Genomic DNA, 24,163 nt, shown 5'->3' with positions numbered 1-24,163 from the left:
ACCGTCATGGCTATGTCTTTAGACTAAGGTATAATCAGCACGGATCGATAGCGTGTCTGAAAACGATACGCTGCCCTGCCGCCACGCGGCCCTTTGCTGCCGGGAAGGCAAGGAACGAAACATGGCAACACTCTCTCGCCGCCGCGTCATTCAGTTGGCCGGCGGCTTTGCGCTTACCGGCGTGGCCGGGCGCTGGCTCACGCTGCCCGAGGCCTGGGCAGAACCCGTTGGCGCACCCGCCGACGAGCTGAGCGACTTCCTGGAGATCTCGAGAAAGCTTACCCAGCGCGACGAGCTCGACGAGCACCTGGCCGGCGCCCTGGTGCTGGCTTCCACGCTCGCCCTGGAGGGCTTCGGTGAGCGGCTCGCGCGTCTCAAGGCGCTGTTCGACCAGCGCCCGGCGCTTCTGGAGCGCTCGCCGCTGGCCTTCGGCGACGACTTCACCGACCAGGAAACGACGGCGCGCCAAGTGCTCGGCGGCTGGTACACCGGCGTGGTGGGCAGCGGCGAGCAGGCGATCTACGTCACCTACCTCAACGCCCTCGCCAACCGGCTCGTCGCCGACAAACTGGTGCCCCCGAGCTTCTCCTACGGCCCCTGCGGCAGTTGGCGCCATGCGCCTTGAATAGCTTTCGACCATGACTACGCGGCCATGCTCACCTGGCCGCCAAGACCGTCGCTTTGAAACAACGAGATATCCCCATGAGTAACGAACAAGTCGTCGACGTCGTCGTGGTCGGTGCAGGCATCTGCGGGTCCCTGCTCGCTACCCGCCTGGCGCGCGCCGGGCGCTCCGTGCTACTGCTGGAGTCCGGCCCGCGCAAGGGCCGCGGCGAGCTGGTCCAGAACTACCGCGAGTCGGCGTTCAAGTCCGACTACATGGCGCCGTACCCCTACTCCGAGATGGCGCCGCATCCGCGCTTTTCGCCGGCGCCCAACGACTACCTGGAGCAGGCCGGCCCCCACGCCTACCAGGCGCAGTACATCCGCATGCTGGGCGGCACCTCCTGGCACTGGGCGGCGCAGATGTGGCGCTACGTGCCCAATGATTTTCGCACCCACAGCCTTTACGGCGTCGGCGTCGACTGGCCGATCGGCTACGACGACCTGGAGGAGTACTATTACCAGGTAGAGGTGATCACCGGCGTCGGCGGCGAGCCGGACAACGGTTCGCCGCGCTCCAGGCCCTTCCCCATGGAGCGGGTGCCGGCTTCCTACCTGCAGCAACGGGTCACCGAGCGGCTGGCGCCCGAGTATCGTGTCATCGACGACTCCACCGCGCGCAACAGCCGAAGCTACGGCGGCCGTCCGGCGTGCTGCGGCAACAACAACTGCATGCCGATCTGCCCGATCGACGCCCAGTACCACGGTGGGCTCGCCGCCCAGGAAGCCGAGGCCGAAGGCGTCGAGATCGTCACCGAAGCGGTGGTCTACCGTCTCGAGCACGATAGCCAGGGCCGCATCAGCGCGGTGCACTACTACGATTGGGACAAGACCAGCCACAAGGTGACCGCCCAGACCGTGGTACTCGCCGCCAACGCCATCGAGACGCCCAAGCTTCTGCTGATGTCGACCAGCGACACCTTCGCAGGCGGCATCGCCAACGCCCGCGACAACGTCGGGCGCAACCTGTGCGACCACCCGGCGATCAGCGTGAGCTTCGATGTCGACGAGCCGGTCTGGCCCGGCCGCGGCCCGGTCAGCCCGTGCTCGATCGGCGACTTCCGCGACGGCGATTTCAGAGCCGAGTACGCACCGTTTCGCCTCGACATCTCCAATGGCTCCAAGGTCGAGTCGGTCACCAAGGAGCTTCTGGCAGAGGGCTACCACGGCCGCGCGCTCGATGAGCAGGTGCGCTACCGCGCCGCCCGGCGCCTGGCGCTCAAGAACGCCATGGAGCAGCTGCCGGACCCGGACAACCGCGTCACCCTGAGCGACCAGCGCGACGCCCTGGGCCTGCCCACGCCGCGCATGTACTGGAACGTGGGCGAGTACGAGCGCCGCGGCACCCAGGTGACCCGCGAGCACTACGACCTCATCGCCGAGATGCTCGGCGCCACCAATATCAAGCACAGCAAGGAAGGCGCGTTCTCCAACCGCCAGCACATCACCGGCACGCTCTCCATGGGCAATGACCCGGACACCAGCGTCACCGACCAGTGGGGCCGCGCCCACGACCACGAGAACTTGTTCATGGTCGGCACCGGCGTGATGCCCACGGTAGGCACCTGCAACGTCACCCTGACCGCGGCGGCGCTGGCGCTGCGCACCGCGGATCGCATCCTGGAGGAGACGCAGCATGGTTAAGCCGCTCTACGAGAATCCGTGGTACAAGGCGCTTGTACTGACGCTGGCCCCGTGGATCGCCGGCGCCGCACTCGCCCAGGCCGACACGCCGAGCCGCGAGCTCATCCAGCGCGGTGAAGCGGTCTCCATCGCCGGCGACTGCGCGGCCTGCCACTCGGAGCCGGGCCGCCCCGCCTACAGCGGCGGCCATCCGATCAAGAGCCCGCTGGGCACGATCTACTCCACCAACATCACGCCCTCGACTGACGCAGGCATCGGCGACTACTCCCTCGAGCAGTTCTCGGATGCGCTGCGCCGGGGCGTGCGCGCCGACGGCCGCCAGCTCTACCCGGCGATGCCCTACACCGCCTACGCCAAGATGACCGACGAGGACATCGAAGCGCTCTACGCCTACTTCATGCACGGCGTCGAGCCCGCAAGCGAGGCGCCGCCGGAAACCGAGCTGCCGTTCCCGTTCAACCTGCGCTTCTCGATGAAGGCCTGGAATTTGCTGTTTCTCGACAGCGACCCCTTCGAGCCCGACCCGGAGCGCTCCGAGCAGTGGAACCGCGGGGCTTATCTGGTCCAGGGCGCGACCCATTGCGGTACCTGCCACACGCCGCGCAACGCTCTGATGGCGGAGAAATCGAGCCAGGCGCTGGCCGGTGGCTCGCTGGGCACCTGGTACGCCCCGGACATCACCGACGACCCGGAAACCGGCATCGGCGGCTGGAGCCGGCGCGAACTGGTCGACTACCTGCGCACCGGCCACTCAGGCAACGGTGCCACCGCTGCCGGCCCGATGCTCGAGGCGATCGACTTGAGCTTCTCGCGCATGCCCGAAGAGGACATCGAGGCGATCGCGGTCTACCTGCTGCCCGAGGCCGAAAGCGAAGCGCCGGCGGAGCCGGCCTCTGCCGAGCGCGACGCGCAGACGAACATCGGCCAACTGATCGACGACGACACCCCGGCCGCGCTTGACGACATCACGCCCGGCGAGCGCGTCTATCGCGATCAGTGCGCCGCCTGCCACGCCCCCGGCGGGCAGGGGCTCAACGGCCTGCCGGCGCTGGCCGGTCACCCGGTGCTCGACAAGCCCAACGCCGACAACGTCGCCATGGCGATTCTCGAAGGCGTCTGGCCCGAGCACCGCCAGGGCATGCTCGGCTTCGCCGACGAGCTCGGAGACCAGCAGATCGCGGACGTCACCAACCACCTGATGAGCGAGTTCGGCCAAAGCGATGTGCGCATCGACACGGCGCGGGTCGCCGAGCTTCGTGCCGGCGGGGCGCCCTCGTCGCTGCTCATGCTGGCGCGGGTGGGCATGGGCGTCGCAGGGATCGTGGTCGTTGTGCTGCTCGGCGTGTGGCTCTCGCGTCGTCGGCGACGTCGCACGCGCTAGACGTCAGCTTGCCGTGACGTGACATCACCCGCTCTCGCAAGAGAGCGGGTTTTTCATGCGTGGCACTGTTCAGCCGGTTATCACCACCTGCGACAGCAGCATGATCGCGCCGAACACGCTCACCCCGGCGGCCACTGGCCAGCCCAGCGAACGCGTTCGCCGCCATAGCAGCAGGGTCGCGGTGAGCCCCAGCGCAGTGGCCAGCCAGGAAAGTGCGCTCGGGTTGACCGGCACGATCGCTACCCCCAGCACTGCGGCGATCATCAAGGGCCCCAGTACCGCCAGCCAGCCGGGCAGCGCGTTCGGCCCCTCGCGGGCGCTGAGCCGGCGCTGCATCCACAGAAACGGCACCACGCGCATCAACAGCGTGCCCAGCGCCGAGGCGATCACGGCCAACCACAGCGACGTGCTCATGCACACCTCCCGGCGGGAAAGCGCAGCGTGTAGAAGCACAGCGCCCCGCAGGCCGCCGCCAACGGAATGGCGACGTTGGTAGCGCCCGAGAGGCTCAGCGCCATCGCCGCCAGCACCGTGACGGTGAGCGCCGCAGACCAGCGCCGGTCGGTGAAGCGCGGCGCGGTCATGGTCAGAAACAGCGCCGGCAGGGCGAAGGGCATGATATCGCCCAGAAGCGGCCAGTAGGCGGTGACCGCTTCGCCCGCCACTGCGCCGACCACGGTGCCTATGATCCACACCGCCCAGGCCATCAGCGCCGCCCCCAGAAACCAGCCGAACCGTTCGCGCTCGTCCACCACGGGTAGCCGGGTCAACGCCAGCGCGAAGACCTGGTCGGTCAGCCCGTGCATCAGCCAGGGCCAGTGGCGGCTTCTTGGCAGCAGCGTCGCCAGATTGGGGCCGTAGACCACGTGACGCACGTTGATCAGAAGCGTCAGTGCCACCACGAGCCACAGCGGCGCGCCGGCGGCGACCATGCCGACGAACAGAAACTGCGAGGCGCCAGCGTAGATCAGCGTCGAGATCACCGCCGCCTCCCAGGGCGAGAATCCCGCCTGGGTGGCCACCAGGCCAAACGACAGCGAAACGGGCACGTAGCCGCCGAGCAGCGGGATGCCGTCGCGCGCGCCTCGAAGGGCGGCGTTGATGCGGGCGTGGCGGTGGCTCATGGGACGCTCTCTTCCGGGTCGTAGGTGATGGTCAGAATCAGGGTGGCGGTGAGTTCCGCCGTGCGGTAGAGGTGCGGTGTATCCGCCGCGAAGGTGAGACTCTGGCCGGGCGAGAGCCAGCGTGTCTCGCCCTCGGGCCCCGCCTCCAGCGTCCCGCTGACCAGCGTGAGCCTCTCGCGCGCGCCGGGGGTGTGCGCTTCGGCGCGCCGCTCGGTATGGGCGTCACACCGCATCCAGTAGACATCCACCTGGGGCGAGTCCTGGCCCTGGTCGATGAGCCGCACCTGAACGCCATCCTCCTCGCCCAGCAGGACGCTGACCGGTGCCACCAGCGTGCCGAAGGGCACGTGCAGCTGCACGGCCAGGCGCCACAGGGTGTCCAGCGTCGGGTTGCCGCTACCCTGTTCCAGGCGCGACAGGTTGGACTTGGCGATGCCCGCCGCGCAGGCCAGCTGCGACAGCGACAGCGCCCGGTCCTGGCGTAGCGTTTGGAGATGGCGGCCAAGGGTGGCCAGCGAGGTAGAATCCATTGAACGGTCCTGATCGTTCCTTATATAGAACGTTCTATATAAGGAACGATCAAGCGTCAAGTATCGTTCGAGATCAGGCAAGCGCCCTGAGGTCAGGTAAGCGCCTTGAGGTCAGGAGGTGGCAGCGACCTGCTTCGCCCGGCAAGCGGCGGCGGTGAACAGCACGTCCGTGGAGGAGTTGAGCGCGGTTTCGGTGGCGTCCTGGACCACGCTGATGACGAAGCCGATGGCGACCGCCTGCATGGCGACCTCGGTGGGGATGCCGAACAGGCTCGCCGCCATGGGAATCAGCATCAGCGAGCCGCCGGCCACGCCGGAAACCCCGCAAGCGGCCAGCGCCGAGACGATGCACAGCAGCAGCGCCGTGGGGAAATCGACCGGAATCCCCAGCGTATGAGTGGTTGCCAGGGTGATCACGGTGATGGTGATCGCCGCGCCGCACATGTTGATGGTCGCGCCCAGCGGAATCGAGATCGAGTAGGTATCGGCATCGAGCTCGAGTTTGCGGCAAAGCTCCAGGTTAACCGGAATATTGGCCGCCGAGCTGCGGGTGAAAAACGCCGTAATGGCACTGCCGCGAAGGCAGGTCCAGACCAGCGGGTAGGGGTTCTGGCGGGTCACGAAGTAGACCAGCAGCGGGTTGGTGATCAGCGCTACCACCACCATGCAACCCACGATGATGGCCAGAAGCTGCGCATAGTTGACCAGCGCAGAGAAACCAGACTGCGCGAGCGTGCCCGCCACCAGGCCGAGGATGCCCAAGGGCGCCAGGCGAATCACCAGCGTCACCAGCCGGGTGACCGCCGAAGCCAGGTCAGAAAGCGCTGTGCGCGTGGTATCGCTCGATGAGCGAAGCGCCAGGCCGAGCCCCACCGCCCAGGCCAGAATGGCGATGAAGTTGGCGTCCATCAAGGCGCTGACCGGGTTGGCCACGGCATTGAGCAGCAAATCGCGCAGCACGCTCAGGATATCGCCGGGCGGGTTGCCGTCCGCCTGGGGCGCATCGAGTGCGATCTCGGTGGGCATCAGAAAGCTCGCGGCCACCGCAATCAGCGCGGCGATCAGCGTGCCGGCAACGTAGAGCCCCAGCACCGAGCGGATCTGGGTGGGGCGACCCTGGCGGTGGGCGGCGATCGCCGCCATCACCAGCACGAAGACCAGGATCGGCGCCACCGCCTGGAGTGCCGCGATGAACAGTTGCCCCAGCAGCGCAAGCTTCAGGGCAGCACCGGGCGCGAACAGCGCCAGCAATGCCCCGACCACGATACCGATGATGATTTGAGAGATGAGACCCAGTCGTAGAAGGGGGCGAAACGCTGCTTGGGCAGTCGCGATCATTGCAGAGCTCTTGGTCAGTCGTACGAGACGACGCGGGAAGGGCCCCGCGCCCGCGAGAGAAAAGGGAGGCATTCTAGCAGTTGAGAGCGCTGCATGGGGGGAGGCGATGAAAAAGTTGACGGCCCGACGGCGACTGGCTCACGAGCGATCGGGCAGCCAGAACGAGGCAGAAAGGGGCCAGGATGCAAAACGGCTTGCTTTCATGAGAAAGCAAGCCGTTTTGTTAACGTGATGCGCCAGGGGCGAATCGTGTCTGTCAGGCGACGGCCATGTCGCGAGTTTTGTTCAGCGAGGCGACACCGGCGACCGGCTGCGATGAGACCACCCCTTGCTGCGCCTTCGCGGTTGCCTGCATGGCGTCCACCATGGCATAGCCCTTGTCGGTCAGTTCGATGACATCGGGAGAGGAGCCCCACTTGAGCAGCATCTCGTCCAGATGGCGCTCGGCGGTGTCGAAATGACCGCAGTGGCTCAGCATCTTGGCGATGGTGAAGTCGCATTCGGGGGTATCGAACATCTCTTCGCGCAGTTCGTTGATCGCCAGCTGCAGGCCTGCTTCAGAGATATTTTCCAGTTTGATCGTTTGCATGCCACCACTCCTTGTGAATGCTTGATACTCGATTCGAAGTATTTACTTGTACGCGTCTTGTACTTCTCACAGTAATACACCTTCAAAGCGGAAGCAATCCCCAATTTCTTGATCGAGGATAAAAAAATGCGGGCATAAAAAAACCCCGCTGCAAGAGGCGGGGTTTTATATCTGCACGCTGCGCGTCAAAGCGGTACGACGAAGGCGAGCGTGGCCAGGCAGCCTGCGGAGAACGAAGCAGCCGTCAACCAGAGCAATTCTGGGTGGGCCTCTTTCTCACGTCTAAGCTTTTGTTCGTTCAAGTATTTTTCGAGATGTTCCTGGCTTCCAGGCTGTGCCCCATTGAAAAGATGTTGGCGTATCATCTTAACTCCTTGAGCGTCGGTATATTGAATGACCCCCTCGAACGTGTCCTTCACCGCCACCTCATGCTTATACAGGCATTTGCGAGGTGTGGTCTGAAGTATAGACTGCGTCCCGCTTTTGTGGTTCATGAAAGTTGTACAAAAAGTTAATCGACGGGTCATCAAGGCGCCATATTGCTGCCGAGACAAGGACCTGCATTAAGCTTGCTAAGCATATTTTAAGCATGAGCAGGCAATTTTTGCCGTTTTGCAGACCTTCCACTCCGTCTGAACGCTACTACATAAAACTAAAGTTGTTAGACTTTGGTCGCAAAGTGAGCCAATTCACTGGACTAATACCGCCTTGCAGTGAATAAAGGGCCCACTAAAATCTGCAACGCTGTTTTTAGCGACTCAAGGCCCGCTGCGGCGATGCGCCTTTCTGTTCACACGACTGCAAGCGGTACTGTAATTATGCTCGGAACTGCCACACAATCACTCTGGGGCCAACTCTGGCACTATCACTACCAGGCCAAGAACCTCCTGCTTTGCGCACTGCCCACTCCTCATGCCCCGGGCATGGGCGGTAAGGGCTCCGGTACGCCGGGAGAGCCGGGTAACGAGTCGCCGAAGCCACCGGCCTATAACAAGGCACAAACGATCGGCCTGGTGCTCGGGCCGCTGATGTTCGCCTTGACGGTACTGTTCTTTCACCCGGCGGACCTGAGCTTCGAAGGCCGTATGGTGCTGGCCACCACGCTTTGGGTCGCGATCTGGTGGGTGACCGAGGCGATTCCGATTCCGGTGACCTCGCTGCTACCCATCGTGCTTCTCCCTATTACCGGCGCCTTGGAGGGCGGGGCGGTCACCGCCGCCTACGGCAATCCCATCGTCTTTCTCTTTCTGGGTGGCTTCATGATCGCGCTGGCCATGGAAAAGTGGGACCTGCATAAGCGTATCGCCCTGACGATCATTTCGATTCTGGGTACCAGCATCAACAGCATCGTGTTCGGCTTCATGGCGGCCACGGGTTTCTTGTCCATGTGGGTGTCCAACACCGCCGCGGTCATGATGATGCTGCCCATCGGCACCGCGATCGTCTACCAGGTAACCCAGGAGCTCAACAAGACCGAAGGCGACCATAGCGTCGAGATCGACAAGTTCAGCAAGGCGCTGATCTTCGGGGTCGGCTATGGCGGTACCATCGGGGGGCTGGGTACGCTGATCGGCACGCCGCCGAACATCATCCTGGCGGCGGTGGTCAACGAGCTGTTCGGCTACGAGATCTCGTTTGCCGCTTGGCTGGTGTTCGCCTTCCCGGTAGTGGTCTTGCTGCTGGTGCTGGGCTGGCTGATGCTCACCCGGTTCATCTACCCGATGAAGCTCAACAAGCTGCCCGGCGGTCGCGCGCTGATCCGCAAGGAGATGGAGGCGCTGGGGCGCACCAGCTTCGAGGAAAAGGCGGTACTGAGCGTATTCCTGCTGGCAGCGTTTTTCTGGATCACCCGCTCGTTCCTGTGGCAGGGCCAGATCATCAACATCCCGGGCATCAGCGATACCATGATCGCCATCGCCGCAGCGATTGCCCTGTTCATGATCCCCTCGACCACCAAGGGCGGCTGCCTGCTGGGTTGGGACGTGGCCAAGGACGTGCCCTGGGGAATTCTGCTGCTGTTCGGGGGCGGTCTTGCCATCGCCGCCGGCTTCAGCTCCTCGGGACTGGCGGCCTGGATGGGTGACCAGATGAGCGTGCTGGAAGGGGTCAACTTCCTGATGGTGATCCTGCTGTCCACCGCCATGGTGCTCTACCTCACCGAGATCACCTCCAACACCGCGACCGCCACCATGATCCTGCCGGTACTGGCCTCCTTGGCACTGGCGCTGGGCGTTCATCCGTTCGTGCTGATGGTACCCGCTGCCATGGCCGCCAACTGCGCCTTCATGCTGCCGGTAGGCACGCCCCCCAACGCGATCATCTTCGCCACCGGCAAGATCACCATCGCCGAGATGGTGCGCAACGGCTTCTGGCTCAACATCATCGCGCTTGTGCTGATCGTCGCAGCAACCTACTTCCTGCTGCCGGTGCTCTGGGGCGTGGACCTGACCACGTATCCGGACGCGTTTCGCAACTAGTCCCTGAGGTTTGATCGAGATTAAAGCCCCCGCCCTTGGCGGGGGCTATTTTATGGGGGCGAGGAAAACGCTGGAGCCACAAGAGCGCTCGCAATCTCAGGGAACGATACGCTGAACGCCCAGGGCGAAGGAGCCTTCACATGTCGTTATTGGAAGACGTCTGTCACTACCTGCAAGAGCACGAGCTCAAGCTCGCCACCGCCGAATCCTGCACCGCGGGGCTGATCGTGTCGGAGCTGGCGCGCGTGCCCGGCAGCGGCCAGAGCATCGATTGTGGCCTTACGGTCTACTCGCCCCAGGCGAAGAACCGTTATCTTGCTGTGAGCTTCGACACCATCGACGAGTACGGCCTGACTAGCGAGGAGACCAGCCGCGAGCTCGCCTTGGGGGCGCTGCACAACAACGATGCCAACGTCGCCCTCGCCAATACCGGTATCGCCGGGCCCGCTTCCCACGACGACATTCCCGTCGGAACCGTCTGCTTTGCCTGGGCCTTCGAACACGCCGGCAAGGAGTACCTGTTCAACGAGACGCAGCGTTTTCCCGGCGAGCGCAATGAGGTGCGCCACGCGGCCGCTCACCACGCCCTTGAGCGCATCTCGGCGCTTCATCGCCAGGTGGTCGACGGCAAGGCGTCCCCGGTTGGCGACTGAGCCGGCGCGTCCACTACGCTGAAAGCGGGTACACCTACATCGATTGAACCGCGAGGAGACAAGGATGGAACAGCCAAGCGAACAGCAGGCCCGAATCCGCAAGGCCTTGAACGTCGACCCCCACATCGATGTGGCCCGGGAGATCGAGCGGCGGGTGGATTTTCTTTACCGCCAGATGCGCGACTCCGGCCAGCACGCCCTGGTGCTCGGCATCAGCGGCGGGGTGGACTCCACCGTGGCCGGACGCCTTGCCCAGCTTGCGGTGGAGAAGGCCCGCGACGAAGGGATCGACGCGCGCTTCTACGCCATGCGCCTGCCCTACGCCACCCAGGCCGACGAGCACGACGCCCAGCAGGCGCTCGCATTCATCCAGGCCGACCGGGTGCTCACGGTCAACGTCAAGCCGGCGAGCGACGCCGTACTGAAGGCGCTGGAGGAGGGCGAGCACGCCTTCGAGGACGAGCACCAGCGCGACTTTGTGCTCGGCAACATCAAGGCGCGCCAACGCATGATCGCTCAGTACGCCGTCGCCGGCACCCATGGCGGGCTCGTGGTGGGAACCGACCAGGCCGCCGAGGCGATGATGGGCTTTTTTACCAAGTACGGCGACGGCGCCTGCGACGTGGCACCCCTGGCGGGGCTCACCAAGGACCAGGTACGTCGGCTTGGCGCCGAACTGGGCGCCCCGGAGGCGCTGGTGAAGAAGCAGCCCACCGCGGATCTCGAGACCCTCAAGCCCCAGCTCGCCGACGAGGAGGCGCTGGGCGTGACCTACGCCGACATCGATGCCTTCCTGATGGGTGAGGAGATCGGCGACGAGGCGCGCAAGACCATCATGCAGACGTATCAGCGCACCCAGCACAAGCGCAACCTGCCCATCGAGCCCTGAAGCGGTTCACTCCCGTCTTGCATGGCAGGCGCCGCGTCGCGGCCCAAATGATAAGATACGGGCAACTTTGCCAACGCGAGCCTGCCATGCGACTTCTCCACACCGCCGACTGGCACCTGGGGCGGCTTTTCCACAACGTCTCGCTGCTCGACGACCAGCGCGTCGTGCTCGACCAGCTCATCGAGATCGTCGATCGCGACGCGGTCGATGCGGTGCTGGTTGCCGGCGACGTCTTCGACCGTGCGGTTCCCCCGGCGGGGGCGATCACGCTTCTGGACGACGTGCTTTTCGAGCTCTGCGACAAGCGCGGCCTGCCCGTGGTGATGATCTCCGGCAACCATGACAGCGCCGAGCGGCTGCGCTTCGGCGCCCGCCACCTGCGCAAGGCCGGGCTGCATATCCTTTCCGATCTCGCACACTGCGCCACGCCGGTGACGTTGGCCGCCAGGGGCGTCGAGGTGGACGTGTTCGGCATTCCCTACGCCGACCCGGAGCACGTGCGCAGCCGCTTCGAGGTCGACGTGCGCGACTTCGACGCCGCCCATCGTTTTCTTGTCGAGCGCATCGACGCCGCGCGCAGGCCAGACTGCCCGACGATCCTGATGAGCCACTGCTTCGTCGACGGCGGCACGGCCTCGGACTCCGAGCGACCCTTGAACCTGGGCGGGGCGGAGAGCGTGGCCTGGGAGCCGATGCGCCACTTCGACTACGTGGCGCTGGGCCATCTGCACGGCCCCCAGTACCGCGGTGGCGAGCACATCCGCTACAGCGGCTCGTTCTTGAAGTACAGCTTTTCGGAGGCGCGCCAGCGCAAGGGCGTGACCCTGGTAGATATAGACAAGCAGGGCGCCGTGACGACGGACTGGCGCACGCTGATACCCCGGCGCGAGGTGCGCGTGCTCGAAGGCGAGCTCGAAACGCTTCTTCGAGAGGCCGAAAGCGCCGCGCCCGAGCATCGCGACGACTACCTGCTGGTGCGCCTTTCTGATCGCCACGCGTTGCTGGATCCGATGAGCAAGCTGCGCGCCTTCTACCCCAACGTGCTGCACCTGGAGAAACCCGGCATGCTGGAAGCGCGCGGCGCCCAGCAGCTCGACCGCGAAAAGCTCCACTTCAGCGCCCTGGACATGTTCGGCGACTTCTTCGAGCAGACCAGCGGCGAAGCGCTGGACGAGGAGCAGAAGGAGGTCATGCGCCGGCTGATCGACGAACTCGCCAAGGAGGGCACGCCATGACGCCGCTGGCGCTCACCCTTCAGGCCTTCGGCCCCTTCGCCGGCACCGAGCGGCTCGATTTCACCGCCCTTGGCCGCCACCCGCTGTTTCTGATCAACGGCCCCACCGGCGCCGGCAAGAGCTCGATTCTGGATGCGATCTGCTTTGCGCTCTACGGCCAGACCACCGGCGAGGAGCGTACCGGGGGCGACATGCGCTGCGACGCGGCAAGCCCCCGGCTGCTCACCGAAGTGACGCTGGATTTTCGCCTGCACGACCGCTTCTACCGCATTCGCCGCGTGCCCCAGCAGGAGCGCCCCAAGGTCAAGGGGGAGGGCACCACCACGCAGAACACCGAGGCCCAGCTCTGGCAGCTGAGCGAAGCGCTCGAGGAGCGCCACTGCCTGGTGGCCAGAAACGTGGGGGAGGCCACCGCGCAGGTTCAGGCTCTGCTCGGCCTCGACGTCAAGCAGTTTCGCCAGGTGATGGTGTTGCCCCAGGGCAAGTTTCGCGAGCTGTTGGTCGCACCCTCCAGCGAGCGCGAGAAGATCTTCGCCCGTCTGTTCCAGACGCAGATCTTCAAGCGCATCGAGGATGAACTGCTCGAGCGCTCGAAAGGCATCGTCGCCCGGGTCAAGAGCCACCGCGAGCATATCAGCGGCCTGCTGGCCGGCGGCGAGCTCGAAAGCGAGGCGGCGCTCGACGAGGAGCTGGCTGTACTGATACCTCGGGTCGAGGAAGCCAGCGCCCGGTACGAAACCGCCAGGCGCGCACGCCGTGAAGCGGAACAGCGCCGCGACGCGGGCCGGGAGATCGAGCGTCAGCGCCAGGCCCGCGATACGCTGATCACGGACAAGTGCGCGCACCTGGAGCACGTTGAGGCGATCGAAGCGGAGCGCCAACGGCTTGCGCAAAATGAGCGTGCCCAGCACCTGCGCGCGCCTTTTGACGCCGAAGCCCAGGCGCGTCAGGCGTTCGAGACGGCGCGCGAAGAGCAGCGCCAGGCCCAGGCGGGCCTGCACACCCAGCGCGAGCGCACGCTCGAGGCGCAAACGGCGCTTTCTACGGCGCAGCAGCGCGCCGAGCGGCTGGGTGAGTTGACCGAGCGTCGCCGGGCGCTGGGCGAGTATCTCGACAAGGGCCGGGCGCTCGAAGAGCTCGCTGCACGGGCAAGCCAGGCCGAGGCGGCGCGGGAGCGCCTGGAGAACAGCTTCCAGCGCGAGACGCAGCGCCTGGACGAGATTCGCCGTCAGGGCGAGGCGGCAAGCCAGCGGCTCGAGGCGCTGCAGGACGAGTATCAGTCGCTTGCGGGGGCGCTGGCGGAGCTTGGTCGGCACCGAGAGCTCGAGGCGGCGCGCCGCGAGCTCGAGGCGCTGGACGAAAAAGAGCGCAAGGCCGGCGCCGCCGAGCGCCGCGCTGGCCAAGCTCTAGAACGCTGTCAGGCGGCCACCCAACGCGCCGAGCGCGCCGTCACCGAGTGCGAGATGCACTGGCACCGAGGCCAGGCGGCGCTGTTGGCGCAGACCCTCGAAGCGGACACGCCTTGCCCGGTCTGCGGAAGCACGGCCCACCCCGCGCCCGCCGCACCCGCCGGCGACATCGTCACGAGCGAGCAGGTGGAGCAGGCGAGGGCGCAGGCGGCCAGTGCCCGCCAGGCGCAGGCCGAGGCCGAGCGCGCGCACGAGGCGGCGCGGTTCGAGGCCCGCCAGCACGCGGAGCAGTGCCGCCGTCTGACTCAGGCGCTGGGCGAATGGGCCGAGGTACCGCTTGCCGAGCTCGAGCGGGCTGTGTCCACCTTCGAGACGCAGTGCGCGCGGCGCGAGCAGGTCGAGCGCGAAACGGGGGCGCTTGCCCGCGAGCGCGAGACATTGCGCGGCGACTGGAGCGTTCAGGATCAGACGCTGAAAGCGGCCCAGGCCGAGCGGGAAGCGGCCCGTGAACAGGCGCTGCGCCTGGCGAGCCAGCGCGATCAGGTCAGCGAAGCGCTGCCCGCCGATGCCCGCGACCCCAAGGCATTGAGCGCCGATCTCGACGCGCTGAACGCCGACATTCGCGAGATCGAAGCCCAATGGGCTGCCGCCCAAAAGGCACACGGTGACAGCGTCGCCCTGCAAGCCCGCGCCGAAGAGCGCGCCAGCGGAGCGGCGACGCGCCTCGAACAGTGCGAGCGGGCCCTGGAAGTCGCCCGCGCCGAATGGCAGAAGGCGCTGGCAACGAGCCCTTTCGACGACGCCCGCGCCTTCGAGGCTGCAAGGCTCGACGAAGCCGAGCGCCTGACGCTGGTAGCGCGCGTCGAGGCCTACCAGCGCCGCCTCGACGAGCTCAACGGCGCCATCGCCGCCGCCGACGCTCGGCTTGGCGAGCAGCCTGCGCCGGACATGGCTATGCTGGAGTCAGCGGTCGAAGAGTGCCAGGCGCACGAACAGGCGGGACTCGAGGCGTGGCGCGTGGTCGATGAGCGCCGCAACGTCCTGACCTCCGTGCGCCAGAAGCTCGCCGCCGCCCATGAGGCTCGGCAGGCACTCGAGTTGGAGTACCGGCTCTGGGGCACGCTCAGCGAGGTGGCCAACGGGCGCACCGGCCACCGCATCAGCCTGCAGCGCTTCGTGCTCGGCGTGCTGCTCGACGACGTGCTGATCCAGGCCTCCCAGCGGCTCACGCGCATGAGCCGCGGGCGCTATCAGCTGGTGCGCCGGGAGGACCCGTCCAAGGGCAATCGGGCATCAGGGCTGGAGCTTGACGTGGCGGACACCTACACCGGCAAGCAGCGCCCGGTGGCCACGCTCTCCGGCGGCGAGTCGTTCATGGCGGCGCTGGCGCTGGCGCTGGGGCTCTCGGACGTGGTCCAGGCCTACGCCGGGGGCATTCGTCTCGATACGCTGTTCATCGACGAGGGCTTTGGCAGCCTCGATCAGGAAGCGCTCGAACAGGCCATCGAGGTACTCTGCGAGCTGCAGTCGAGCGGTCGAATGATCGGGATTATCTCCCATGTCAGCGAACTCAAGGAGCAGATGCCGGTTCGTATAGACGTGACGGCCAGCCGTCACGGCAGCACGATAGCGATCAAAGGGACGACGTCCCTCTAGTGAAGCCTCGACCATCAAGGAGCGACGGATGAACGCGAACACGATTCTACAGAAACTGATGCAGCAGGCCGACGGTAGTGGCAAAGGCGGTGGCACGGATATCAAGGGCATGCTCGATGGGCTGTCGCGCCAGTTCGGCGGCCAGGAGAGCGCCTCGAAAAGCGGCGGCATCGACATGAAGAGCCTTCTGGGCGGCGGCGCCATGGGCATGCTGGTGGGCTCGAAGCGCGGGCGCAAGCTCGGCGGCAAGGCGCTGAAGTATGGCGCCATTGCCGGGGTCGGCATGCTTGCCTGGAAGGCGTGGCAGAGTCACCAGGCCAAGAGCGGGGCCGTGAGTGGCGACGAGGGCGAACGGGTCGAAGTGCTCGAAGGCGAGTTCCAGGAGCGGCGCAGCCTCGAGCTCTTGCAGGCGATGATCATGGCCGCTCGTGCCGATGGCCATATCGATGCCGAGGAGCGCGCGCTGATCAGCGAGCAGATCGACTCGCTCGGTGCCGACGACGAGCTGCACGCCTGGGTCGAGCAGCAGTTGAACGCCCCGCTCGATGCCAAGGCGCTGGCCGCACAAGCGGACTCGCCCCAGGCGGCGCGGGAGATGTATCTGATCAGCCTGGCGGTGAGTGACGAGCAGAACCCGATGGAGCGTGCCTGGCTCGATCAACTGGCCTCGGCGCTGGCGCTCGACCGCGAGATGGTCGCCGAGCTCGAGCGCCAGGCAGTGCAGGCCGGCTGAAAACGTCTAACCTGCTGGTAGAGCGGCGGGTTGCCGCTCCATTGCTCAAGGAGTCCACGGATGAACGCGAGTCATGTTTTCAAGCAGTTGATGCAGCAATACGGTGCCGAGCCGGATGCCAAAGGCGTACTGGATGATCCAGCCTCCAAATTCGACAGGCCGCAGGAGCCTCCTTCGCGCCGCCTTTGTTCGACCCGGCCGCGCGGTTTCGATGCCAGAAGCGCGCTGGGCGGCGGCGTCATGGCGCTGCTTCTGGGCTCGAGCCCCGGTCGCAAGCTGACCGGCAAGGCGGTCAAGTACGGGCTTGTGGCGAGCCTTGGCGTGTACGCCTGGAATGCCTGGCAGGGCTCCCAGCTGCGTAACGAACGAAGGGGCGCCAGTGAGTGGGACGAGGGCGATGCCCGCGCCATGGGTGATGAGCATGACGATACCTTTGGCGGCGAGCATCAGGAACAGCACAGCGAAGCGCTGCTTCAGGCAGTGATCATGGCCGTGCGTGCGTGTGGCGAAAGCGACGAGCAGGCGCGCCAATCGGTCACCCAAAGGATGAACGCCCTGGGTGCCGACGACGAGCTTAACGCCTGGGTGCAAACCCAGCTCGACGCCCCGCTGGATGCCCATTCGCTTGCCCAGCAGGCAACGTCGTCACGGGCTGCGCGTGAGATCTACCTGGTCAGCCAGGTGGTGGCCAGTGAGCAGCACGCATCGGACAACGGCTGGCTGGACCGGCTCGCAGGCGCCCTCGGGCTCGATCACGATACGGTAGTCGAACTCGAGCGTCGGGCGGCCCGGGCGGGCTGATGCTGGAGACGCTCAATCTCGTTCTCGCCTCGGGTCTGGGGCTCGGCTTCGTACCGTTCGCTCCAGGCACGGCGGGCACGCTTCTCGGCGTGGCGCTGGCCTGGTGGCTGCTGGGCTTGCGCCTTGGTCATCAGCTCACGATCAGCGCGGCACTGTTGTGCCTGGGCGTGCTCGTTTGCCACCTGGCCGCGCGCTATCACGGCGGTATCGACCACAGCAGCATCGTGTTCGACGAGATCGTCGCGTTTCCGCTGGCGGTCATGGGGCTGGCGGCGGCGAGAACGCTGTGGGCCATGGCGGCGGCGTTTGTCGTCTATCGTCTCTTCGACGCCCTGAAACCGCCGCCGGTCAACCTGGCCGAGTTCGCCCCGGGCGGGCTCGGAGTGGTGCTGGACGATGTCATCGCCGCACTTCTGACCTGGCTCGTGATGGCGGCCTTGTTGAGCCTGCGCCACCTCGTGTTTCATAAAGCGGCATGAAAAAACGCCGCAAGCGAAGCTTGCGGCGTCGATCGAAACTCAAGCCAGTAAGGCTCTCTACATCACTCCTGCACGATGATCACCGCCTTGGCGTTGACGAACTCGTGCATGCCGAATCCGCCGTGTTCACGGCCGTAGCCGGAATCTTTCACGCCGCCAAACGGCATTTCCGGAGTGGCCACGCCAAAGCCGTTGATGAACACCATGCCGGTGTCGAAGTACTTGCTGGCAAGCTCGGTGGCACGCTTGACGTCCTTCGAGATGATGCCACCGCCGAGGCCGTAGCGGCTGTCGTTGGCGATGCGCATTGCATCCTCGTCGTCCTTGGCGCGAATCAGCGCCGCGACCGGGCCGAACAGCTCGTCATCGTAGGCCGGCTGGCCGGGCTTGACGTCATCGAGCACCGTGACCGGGTAGAAGGCGCCAGGGCCAGAGGGCTTCTCGCCGCCGCAGAGAATCTTGGCGCCCTTGGCCACGCTTTTCTCGACCTGGTCGTGCAGGCCATCGCGCAGGTCCACTCGGGCCATCGGGCCGACGTGGGTGCTGCTCTCTTTCGGGTCGCCGACCTTGAGCGCTTTCATCTTCTCGACGAAGCGCTCCTTGAAGGCCTCGAAATTCTTCTCGGTCACCACAAAACGCTTGGCCGCCACGCAGGTCTGGCCGCCGTTGAACACGCGCCCGGTGACGCAGGTATCCACCGCCAGGTCCAGGTCGGCGTCGTCGAGCACCAGGTATGCATCGTTGGAGCCGAGCTCCAGCACGGTCTTCTTGAGGTTCTCGGCGGCTTTCGCGGCCACCTTGCGCCCGGCGGTGTCGCTACCGGTCAGGGTCACGCCGCGCACGAGCTTGTGCTCGATGATCTTGTCCGAGACATCGTGGGAGATGACGATGGTGCGAAAGACGTTCTCCGGCAGGCCCGCGTCGCGGTAGATTCTTTCCAGCAGCAGGCCGCTGCCGGTGACGTTCTCGGCGTGCTTCAACAGTACCGCGTTACCCGCCATGAGGTTGGCGATAGAGTAACGCACCGCCTGGTAGGCCGGGAAGTTCCACGGCTGAATGCCGTAGATCACACCCATCGGCGAATAGGTGACGATGCCGCGCTCGCCATTGCCGGGTTTGCGCTCCTCGTCGGCGAGCTTCTTCGGGCCATTTTCCGCAGTGTAGTCGCAGATGCCGACGCACAGGTCGATCTCCTGGCGCGCCTCTTCTGGCGGCTTGCCCATCTCGTCGACGATCAGCTTGGCGAAGGCTTCCTTGTTGTCGGCCAGCGCCTTGCCAATGGCCTTGATCACATTGGCGCGCTCGTCGAGCGACTTCAACCGCCACTGCAGAAAGGCCTGGTGACTCTGCTCGACGATCTCGATGGCCTTGCTTTCATCCATCAGCGAGTAGGTTTCCAGGTTTTCGCCGGTGGCCGGATTGACTGTCGTGATGCTGTTGCTCATAAGACCTCCTATCTTTAGATCAACGCCTTGAAGTCGAAACGCATGGTTTCATTCATTAATCGACTGGTCTATTCAATGCCTTTGACACCTTAGTAGATAAAAGCTGCCTTGACCAAATCCAGCGTGATGCGATCAATCGCTTCTTCAGCATGGTCTCGATTTCGGCACTCATCCAGCGCCGAGGTTCCTTTTCTGGCCGCTCTATTCTGATCAACAAGGACGCCCAGGCATTGTCATTTAGGCTTTGGTCCCTCTTTACAGATACTTGCTCCTGCGGGATAGATGACGGCGGACGAGAAAGGGCGTGGCAGGCCTTCGTATCGGGAGCGATCATGAACAACGACAATAATCACTTCGACTACATCGTCATCGGCGCCGGTACCGCAGGCTGCTTGATGGCCAACCGACTCAGCGCCGACCCAAACCACCGCGTGCTGCTGATCGAGGCGGGCGGGCGTGACAACTACCACTGGATCCATGTGCCGGTGGGCTACCTCTACTGCATCGACAATCCGCGCACCGACTGGCGCTACAGGACCGCACCGGAGCCGGGCCTGAACGGCCGCTCGCTGATCTACCCGCGGGGCAGGGTGCTGGGAGGCTGCTCGAGTATCAACGGCATGATCTACATGCGCGGCCAGGCGCGCGACTATGACCACTGGGCAAGCGTGGTGGATGACCCGGCCTGGCGCTGGCAGAACTGCCTGGCGGATTTCATGCGCCACGAAAACCATTACCGCCAGGACCCCGGCGGCGACGCCGACGCCGAGCACGGCGACTTCCACGGCCACGGCGGCGAATGGCGGGTGGAAAAGCAGCGGCTAAAGTGGCCGGTGCTCGACGACTTCGCCCGTGCCGCCGAGCAGGCGGGCATACCGCGCAGCGACGACTTCAACCGCGGCGACAACGAAGGCGTGGCCTACTTCGAGGTCAACCAGCGGGGCGGCTGGCGGTGGAATACCGCCAAGGCGTTTCTGCGCCCGGCGCTTTCGCGCCCCAACCTGACGCTCTGGCATTCGACCCAGGTCGAGGCGCTGCGCTTTGCGCAGACGTCAGATGGGCCGCGCTGTCTCGGTGCCGATGTGGTACGTCGCGGGCGGCCCCGGCAGGTGAGCGCGCGCAGGGAAGTAGTGCTGTGCGCCGGGGCGATCGGCTCGCCGCGGCTGCTGCAGCTTTCCGGCATCGGCCCGGCCAGGCAGCTAGAGAACCTGGGTATAAAGGTGGTGAAAGATCTTCGTGGCGTAGGCGAGAACCTGCAGGATCATCTCCAGATCCGCTCAGTGTATCGAGTCAGCAATGCCTTGACCCTGAACGCCATCGCCTCGACGCTGCGCGGCAAGGCAGGCATCGGCTGGGAGTATCTTACCAGGCGTACGGGGCCGATGAGCATGGCGCCCTCGCAGCTTGGCGCCTTCACGCGAAGCTCCTCGGACTACGCCCACCCGAACCTGCAGTACCACGTGCAGCCCTTGAGCCTCGAGGCCTTCGGCCAGCCGCTGCATCCCTACCCGGCGATCACCGCCAGTGTATGCAACCTGAACCCCACCAGCCGGGGCAGGGTGCGTATCGACAGCCGTGACCCCTGCGCGGCGCCGATCATCAGCCCATGTTATCTGAGTACCGACGAGGACCGGCGGGTCGCCGCGGACTCCCTGCGCATCACCCGGCGCATCGCCGCGCAGCCGGCATTTGCCCGCTATGCGCCCCAGGAGATCAAGCCCGGCGTCAAGTATCGAACGGATGAGGAGCTGGCGCGGCTGGCCGGTGATATCGGCACCACCATCTTCCACCCGGTGGGCACCACGCGCATGGGGCGAGCCGGGGATTCCCAGGCGGTGGTGGATGCGCGACTGCGGGTGATCGGCGTGTCGGGGCTGCGAATCGCCGATGCAGGGATCATGCCGACGATCACCAGTGGCAATACCAATTCGCCCACCTTGATGATCGCCGAAAAGGCCGCGCGATGGATTCTGGAAGCGGCGTCATCACATTGACTTTTTTTTCAAACATAGTGTTGACGTGCGTGTTGGTTAAGCGCATGCTTCAAGCAGTAGGTTAGCAAGTCGAACGTTGTCAGCAGTATCGAAACGCTTAAGCGTTGAGTCTGGTGAAAGTTTCTTGTTCTACCCACTGCAACTCGGGTATTACCCGGCTTCACATTGAGCTAAATCGAGGATTTCGATCATGGCAACTGGTACCGTTAAGTGGTTCAACGACACTAAAGGCTTCGGCTTCATCTCTCCGGACGACAACGGCGACGATCTGTTCGCTCACTTCTCCGAAATTCAAGCTGACGGCTTCAAGACTCTGCAAGACGGTCAGAAGGTTTCCTTCGACGTCACCCAGGGCAAGAAAGGCCTTCAGGCTTCCAACATCAAGGTTCTGGGTTAATTCCTGACTTGAGGTGACCGTCGGGCACCACTGCCCGATGTGTTCAAAAACCCCGCTTAGGCGGGGTTTTTTGTTGCCCGCGTTTCGCCGATGATGTCGGGTTAATATTCTTTTTAGATATTAATCTGTGTCTAAAAATAACTGTTTTGAATAACTCGCAGGCGTCACAATGACTCGGTTTTCGTTTCAGGGCGCGTGTCATGTCATTGGATGCTTGGATTGCGATAGCGGTGGTACTGACGGTATTCCCGCTGATGGCGTTGTCGCGCCTGGGGCCGGACATCATCCTGCTGGGCGCGGTGGTGCTGCTGATGACGCTCGGCGTGATCGATCCACAGCAGGCCCTTGGCGGGTTTTCCAACGCCGGGCTTTTCACCGTGGCGTTCATGTACGTGCTGGTGGCGGGCATTCGTGAAACCGGCGGGATCGACCTGATCATCCGCTACGTGCTCGGCACGCCGCCGACCGAACGGCGCGCGCTCGTCCGGCTGGTGCTGCCGGTCGCCTCGCTGAGCGCATTCCTCAACAATACACCGGTCATGGCCACCTACATCCCCGCAGTGATGAGCTGGAGCCGGCGCATCAAGCGCTCGCCCCAGCGGCTCTTGATGCCGCTGAGCTTCGCCTCGATTCTCGGCGGCACCATCACGCTGTTCGGCACCAGCACCAACCTGGTGGTGTACGGGCTTCTGACCTCGCGCTACCCCGAGCTCTCCATGGGGCTTTTCGATCTGGCCTGGGTGGGGCTGCCGGTGGCGGTGGCGGGGCTTGGCTATCTGATCTTCGTCGCGCCGAGGCTTCTGCCCAATCGCGAGGGCATGGCGAAGGTGTTTGCCAACCCGCGTGAGTTCACCATCGAGATGGAGGTGGACCCGGACGGCGTGCTGGTGGATCGCACCGTCGAGGAGGCCGGGCTCCGGCATCTCCAGGAGCTCTTTCTGGTCGAGATCGAGCGGGCCGGCAACGTGGTCAGCGTAGTGGGGCCCGGCGAGCGCCTGAAGGCCGGCGATCGGCTGGTGTTCGCCGGTACCAGCGATGCGGCGGTGGAGCTCCAGCAGATCCGTGGGCTGATTCCCTCCAGCGAACACGGCTCGAGCCTCGAGAAGGAGTTCAAGGAGCGCCGCCTGGTGGAGGCGGTGGTTTCGAGCCAATGCCAGTTCATCGGCCAGCGCATTCGCGACGGGCGTTTTCGCACGCTCTACGGGGCGGCGGTGCTGGCGATCTGTCGCGGTGGCGAACGCGTCACCGGCAACCTTGGCCAGGTGCGCCTGCAGCCCTCCGACGTGCTGCTGCTCGAGGCGCGCCCGCCGTTCATCGAGCGCCACCGCGAATCCAAGGATTTCCTGCTGATCAGCGAACTCAACGGCGCCGCGCGGCCGATTCACGAGAAGGCGCCGCTGGCCTGGGCGATCCTGCTCGGCGCGGTGTTCCTGGCGGCGGTGGGTGTCTTGAGCATGCTCAACGCGGCAATGCTGGGAGCGGCACTGGTGCTCCTGACCGGCTGCTGCACCGTGGCCGGCGCCAAGCGCGGGCTGGATACCCAGGTGCTCTTGACCATTGCCGCCTCCTTCGGCGTGGGCGCGGCGCTGCAGAGTTCCGGGGCGGCGGACGTCATCGCCGGCGGCGTGCTCTCGCTGGTGGCCGGAAGCCCCTGGCTCTTGCTGATCGGCACTTACTGCGTGGTGGCGCTGCTCACCGAGCTGGTCACCAACAACGCGGCGGCAGTGATCATCTTCCCGGTGGTGACGGCGGCGGCGGAGAGTCTCGGCGTGAGCATCATGCCTTTCGTGGTGACGATCATGTTCGCCGCCTCGGCAAGCTTTCTGACGCCGATCGGCTACCAGACCAACCTGATGGTCTATGGCCCCGGCGGCTACCGGATCAGCGATTTTCTGCGCGTGGGCGGCGGGCTCAACGTGCTGACCGGGCTGATCGCGGTAGCGCTGATTCCGCTAGTCTGGCCGTTCTAGCGCTCGCCGCCGGCGCCACTTTGCGCTAGGGTGACGCTTTCGTTTTTTCCAAGGAGAGCGCTATGTCAGACCTGGGTGAGTTGATCATCGAGCCCAAGAACGGGCAGCCGGCCGATGCCTGCGTGTTCATCCTCCACGGCCTGGGCGCCGACGGCAGCGATTTCGAGCCGCTGGTGCCGGCCATGGGCCTGCCCAAGAGCCTGAACGTGCGTTTCATCATGCCCCATGCGCCGCGCCTGCCGGTCACCGTCAACGGCGGCATGGTGATGCCTGCCTGGTACGACATCCTCGCCATGGACCTGGGCCGCCGGGTCGATACCCTCCAGCTCAAGCGCTCCGCCGAGCGCATCCAGGCGCTGATCCAGGAGCAGATCGACCAGGGCATGGACAGCCGTCGGATCATCGTCGCCGGTTTCTCTCAAGGCGGGGCGGTGGCCTACCACGCGGCGCTCACCTTTCCCGCGCCGCTCGGGGGGCTTCTGGCGATGTCGACCTACCTGGCCACCGGTGAGAGCCTCGAGCCTGCCAGCGCCAACCAGGCGCTCGCCATCGAGGTGCACCACGGCAGTTTCGATCCGGTGGTCGCGGAGAGCCTGGGCCGTGCCGGCGCCGATGCGCTGAAAGCGAAGGGCTACGCCGTCAACTACCGCCAGTACCCGATGGCTCACGCACTCTGCCCGCAGCAGGTCAACGACATCGGCAAATGGCTGCAGGCGCGGCTCGCCTAGGCGAGCGTCGACAAGTACCGAAAAGGCA

Annotated in this window: 22 protein-coding genes; 15 read left to right on the top strand and 7 right to left on the bottom strand. The window is 65.1% G+C overall.

What is annotated here, in order from left to right:
- The first annotated feature begins 121 nt into the window (after window positions 1–121).
- The 3 genes from GEV37_RS06705 to GEV37_RS06695 all read left to right on the top strand — a co-directional run bounded on the left by GEV37_RS06705 (window position 122) and on the right by GEV37_RS06695 (window position 3,688).
- Window positions 122–625 carry a sorbitol dehydrogenase family protein gene (locus GEV37_RS06705; protein WP_227389462.1) on the top strand — a complete coding sequence of 168 codons (504 nt, stop codon included), beginning with the start codon at window positions 122–124 and terminating at the stop codon, window positions 623–625.
- Window positions 626–702: 77 nt separating this feature from the next.
- Window positions 703–2,307 carry a GMC family oxidoreductase gene (locus tag GEV37_RS06700; protein WP_227389461.1) on the top strand — a complete coding sequence of 535 codons (1,605 nt, stop codon included), beginning with the start codon at window positions 703–705 and terminating at the stop codon, window positions 2,305–2,307.
- Window positions 2,300–3,688, top strand: coding sequence for a cytochrome c (locus GEV37_RS06695; RefSeq protein ID WP_227389460.1), 1,389 nt, complete (start codon window positions 2,300–2,302; stop codon window positions 3,686–3,688). The genes GEV37_RS06700 and GEV37_RS06695 overlap by 8 nt, the downstream gene beginning before the upstream one ends.
- Before the next feature lie 69 nt (window positions 3,689–3,757).
- Here the strand turns inward: GEV37_RS06695 and GEV37_RS06690 are convergent, their stop codons facing one another.
- The 6 genes from GEV37_RS06690 to GEV37_RS06665 form a co-directional block, all read right to left on the bottom strand.
- Window positions 3,758–4,102, bottom strand: a complete 345-nt coding sequence (locus GEV37_RS06690; protein ID WP_227389459.1) for an AzlD domain-containing protein — start codon at window positions 4,100–4,102, stop codon at window positions 3,758–3,760.
- Window positions 4,099–4,812 (bottom strand): AzlC family ABC transporter permease, encoded by a 714-nt coding sequence (locus GEV37_RS06685; protein WP_227389458.1) that lies wholly within the window; start codon window positions 4,810–4,812, stop codon window positions 4,099–4,101. The genes GEV37_RS06690 and GEV37_RS06685 overlap by 4 nt, the downstream gene beginning before the upstream one ends.
- The gene (locus GEV37_RS06680) at window positions 4,809–5,342 is read right to left on the bottom strand and encodes a helix-turn-helix domain-containing protein (RefSeq protein ID WP_227389457.1); all 534 of its coding nucleotides are present in this window, start codon (window positions 5,340–5,342) and stop codon (window positions 4,809–4,811) included. Before GEV37_RS06680 ends, GEV37_RS06685 begins: the two co-directional genes overlap by 4 nt.
- Before the next feature lie 111 nt (window positions 5,343–5,453).
- Entirely contained in the window at window positions 5,454–6,680 is a 1,227-nt protein-coding gene (gene sstT / locus GEV37_RS06675; RefSeq protein ID WP_227389456.1) for a serine/threonine transporter SstT, read from the bottom strand.
- A 256-nt stretch (window positions 6,681–6,936) separates the two neighbouring features.
- Window positions 6,937–7,269, bottom strand: coding sequence for a hypothetical protein (locus tag GEV37_RS06670; RefSeq protein ID WP_227389455.1), 333 nt, complete (start codon window positions 7,267–7,269; stop codon window positions 6,937–6,939).
- 185 nt (window positions 7,270–7,454) lie between these two features.
- Complete coding sequence (locus GEV37_RS06665) at window positions 7,455–7,688, bottom strand: hypothetical protein (RefSeq protein ID WP_227389454.1); 234 nt, start codon at window positions 7,686–7,688, stop codon at window positions 7,455–7,457.
- A 399-nt stretch (window positions 7,689–8,087) separates the two neighbouring features.
- On the opposite strand from GEV37_RS06665, the gene GEV37_RS06660 reads away from it, so the two are divergent.
- The 8 genes from GEV37_RS06660 to GEV37_RS06625 all read left to right on the top strand — a co-directional run bounded on the left by GEV37_RS06660 (window position 8,088) and on the right by GEV37_RS06625 (window position 17,601).
- Window positions 8,088–9,746, top strand: a complete 1,659-nt coding sequence (locus tag GEV37_RS06660) for a DASS family sodium-coupled anion symporter (RefSeq protein WP_227389453.1) — start codon at window positions 8,088–8,090, stop codon at window positions 9,744–9,746.
- Window positions 9,747–9,886: 140 nt separating this feature from the next.
- The gene (locus GEV37_RS06655) at window positions 9,887–10,399 is read left to right on the top strand and encodes a CinA family protein (RefSeq protein ID WP_227389452.1); all 513 of its coding nucleotides are present in this window, start codon (window positions 9,887–9,889) and stop codon (window positions 10,397–10,399) included.
- Window positions 10,400–10,463: 64 nt separating this feature from the next.
- Window positions 10,464–11,288 carry an ammonia-dependent NAD(+) synthetase gene (gene nadE, locus GEV37_RS06650; RefSeq protein WP_227389451.1) on the top strand — a complete coding sequence of 275 codons (825 nt, stop codon included), beginning with the start codon at window positions 10,464–10,466 and terminating at the stop codon, window positions 11,286–11,288.
- Between the two features lie 86 nt (window positions 11,289–11,374).
- Entirely contained in the window at window positions 11,375–12,523 is a 1,149-nt protein-coding gene (locus tag GEV37_RS06645; protein ID WP_227389450.1) for an exonuclease SbcCD subunit D, read from the top strand.
- Window positions 12,520–15,588 (top strand): AAA family ATPase, encoded by a 3,069-nt coding sequence (locus GEV37_RS06640; protein ID WP_227389449.1) that lies wholly within the window; start codon window positions 12,520–12,522, stop codon window positions 15,586–15,588. The genes GEV37_RS06645 and GEV37_RS06640 overlap by 4 nt, the downstream gene beginning before the upstream one ends.
- 28 nt (window positions 15,589–15,616) lie before the next feature.
- Window positions 15,617–16,321: a tellurite resistance TerB family protein gene (locus GEV37_RS06635; protein WP_227389448.1), complete on the top strand. Its 705-nt coding sequence runs from the start codon at window positions 15,617–15,619 to the stop codon at window positions 16,319–16,321.
- Window positions 16,322–16,381: 60 nt separating this feature from the next.
- Complete coding sequence (locus GEV37_RS06630) at window positions 16,382–17,122, top strand: tellurite resistance TerB family protein (protein WP_227389447.1); 741 nt, start codon at window positions 16,382–16,384, stop codon at window positions 17,120–17,122.
- A complete protein-coding gene (locus tag GEV37_RS06625; protein ID WP_227389446.1) occupies window positions 17,122–17,601 on the top strand; it encodes a phosphatidylglycerophosphatase A family protein in 480 nt (159 codons plus the stop codon). The genes GEV37_RS06630 and GEV37_RS06625 overlap by 1 nt, the downstream gene beginning before the upstream one ends.
- Before the next feature lie 62 nt (window positions 17,602–17,663).
- Here GEV37_RS06625 and GEV37_RS06620 read toward each other — a convergent pair whose 3' ends face one another.
- Window positions 17,664–19,046, bottom strand: a complete 1,383-nt coding sequence (locus tag GEV37_RS06620) for an NAD-dependent succinate-semialdehyde dehydrogenase (RefSeq protein ID WP_227389445.1) — start codon at window positions 19,044–19,046, stop codon at window positions 17,664–17,666.
- Between the two features lie 332 nt (window positions 19,047–19,378).
- On the opposite strand from GEV37_RS06620, the gene GEV37_RS06615 reads away from it, so the two are divergent.
- The 4 genes from GEV37_RS06615 to GEV37_RS06600 all read left to right on the top strand — a co-directional run bounded on the left by GEV37_RS06615 (window position 19,379) and on the right by GEV37_RS06600 (window position 24,135).
- The gene (locus GEV37_RS06615) at window positions 19,379–21,040 is read left to right on the top strand and encodes a GMC family oxidoreductase (protein ID WP_227389444.1); all 1,662 of its coding nucleotides are present in this window, start codon (window positions 19,379–19,381) and stop codon (window positions 21,038–21,040) included.
- 190 nt (window positions 21,041–21,230) lie between these two features.
- Window positions 21,231–21,437, top strand: a complete 207-nt coding sequence (locus GEV37_RS06610) for a cold-shock protein (RefSeq protein WP_054641278.1) — start codon at window positions 21,231–21,233, stop codon at window positions 21,435–21,437.
- Window positions 21,438–21,637: 200 nt separating this feature from the next.
- Window positions 21,638–23,407, top strand: coding sequence for an SLC13 family permease (locus GEV37_RS06605; RefSeq protein ID WP_227389443.1), 1,770 nt, complete (start codon window positions 21,638–21,640; stop codon window positions 23,405–23,407).
- 62 nt (window positions 23,408–23,469) lie between these two features.
- The gene (locus GEV37_RS06600) at window positions 23,470–24,135 is read left to right on the top strand and encodes an alpha/beta hydrolase (RefSeq protein ID WP_227389442.1); all 666 of its coding nucleotides are present in this window, start codon (window positions 23,470–23,472) and stop codon (window positions 24,133–24,135) included.
- Window positions 24,136–24,163: the final 28 nt, after the last annotated feature.

Origin of the sequence: Vreelandella malpeensis (genome assembly GCF_020622355.1) — a bacterium.
Lineage (GTDB): Bacteria > Pseudomonadota > Gammaproteobacteria > Pseudomonadales > Halomonadaceae > Vreelandella > Vreelandella malpeensis.
The sequence above is the reverse complement of the archived record's forward strand: the minus strand, read 5'-3'. Positions and strand labels throughout refer to the sequence as shown.

Excerpts from the sequence above, each read along its gene's own strand:
- GEV37_RS06705 (WP_227389462.1), top strand. The coding sequence starts at position 122 with ATGGCAACACTCTCTCGCCGCCGCGTCATTCAGTTGGCCGGCGGCTTT.
- GEV37_RS06700 (WP_227389461.1), top strand. The coding sequence starts at position 703 with ATGAGTAACGAACAAGTCGTCGACGTCGTCGTGGTCGGTGCAGGCATC.
- GEV37_RS06695 (WP_227389460.1), top strand. The coding sequence starts at position 2,300 with ATGGTTAAGCCGCTCTACGAGAATCCGTGGTACAAGGCGCTTGTACTG.
- GEV37_RS06690 (WP_227389459.1), bottom strand. The coding sequence starts at position 4,102 with ATGAGCACGTCGCTGTGGTTGGCCGTGATCGCCTCGGCGCTGGGCACG.
- GEV37_RS06685 (WP_227389458.1), bottom strand. The coding sequence starts at position 4,812 with ATGAGCCACCGCCACGCCCGCATCAACGCCGCCCTTCGAGGCGCGCGC.
- GEV37_RS06680 (WP_227389457.1), bottom strand. The coding sequence starts at position 5,342 with ATGGATTCTACCTCGCTGGCCACCCTTGGCCGCCATCTCCAAACGCTA.
- sstT (WP_227389456.1), bottom strand. The coding sequence starts at position 6,680 with ATGATCGCGACTGCCCAAGCAGCGTTTCGCCCCCTTCTACGACTGGGT.
- GEV37_RS06670 (WP_227389455.1), bottom strand. The coding sequence starts at position 7,269 with ATGCAAACGATCAAACTGGAAAATATCTCTGAAGCAGGCCTGCAGCTG.
- GEV37_RS06660 (WP_227389453.1), top strand. The coding sequence starts at position 8,088 with ATGCTCGGAACTGCCACACAATCACTCTGGGGCCAACTCTGGCACTAT.
- GEV37_RS06655 (WP_227389452.1), top strand. The coding sequence starts at position 9,887 with ATGTCGTTATTGGAAGACGTCTGTCACTACCTGCAAGAGCACGAGCTC.
- nadE (WP_227389451.1), top strand. The coding sequence starts at position 10,464 with ATGGAACAGCCAAGCGAACAGCAGGCCCGAATCCGCAAGGCCTTGAAC.
- GEV37_RS06645 (WP_227389450.1), top strand. The coding sequence starts at position 11,375 with ATGCGACTTCTCCACACCGCCGACTGGCACCTGGGGCGGCTTTTCCAC.
- GEV37_RS06640 (WP_227389449.1), top strand. The coding sequence starts at position 12,520 with ATGACGCCGCTGGCGCTCACCCTTCAGGCCTTCGGCCCCTTCGCCGGC.
- GEV37_RS06635 (WP_227389448.1), top strand. The coding sequence starts at position 15,617 with ATGAACGCGAACACGATTCTACAGAAACTGATGCAGCAGGCCGACGGT.
- GEV37_RS06630 (WP_227389447.1), top strand. The coding sequence starts at position 16,382 with ATGAACGCGAGTCATGTTTTCAAGCAGTTGATGCAGCAATACGGTGCC.
- GEV37_RS06625 (WP_227389446.1), top strand. The coding sequence starts at position 17,122 with ATGCTGGAGACGCTCAATCTCGTTCTCGCCTCGGGTCTGGGGCTCGGC.
- GEV37_RS06620 (WP_227389445.1), bottom strand. The coding sequence starts at position 19,046 with ATGAGCAACAGCATCACGACAGTCAATCCGGCCACCGGCGAAAACCTG.
- GEV37_RS06615 (WP_227389444.1), top strand. The coding sequence starts at position 19,379 with ATGAACAACGACAATAATCACTTCGACTACATCGTCATCGGCGCCGGT.
- GEV37_RS06610 (WP_054641278.1), top strand. The coding sequence starts at position 21,231 with ATGGCAACTGGTACCGTTAAGTGGTTCAACGACACTAAAGGCTTCGGC.
- GEV37_RS06605 (WP_227389443.1), top strand. The coding sequence starts at position 21,638 with ATGTCATTGGATGCTTGGATTGCGATAGCGGTGGTACTGACGGTATTC.
- GEV37_RS06600 (WP_227389442.1), top strand. The coding sequence starts at position 23,470 with ATGTCAGACCTGGGTGAGTTGATCATCGAGCCCAAGAACGGGCAGCCG.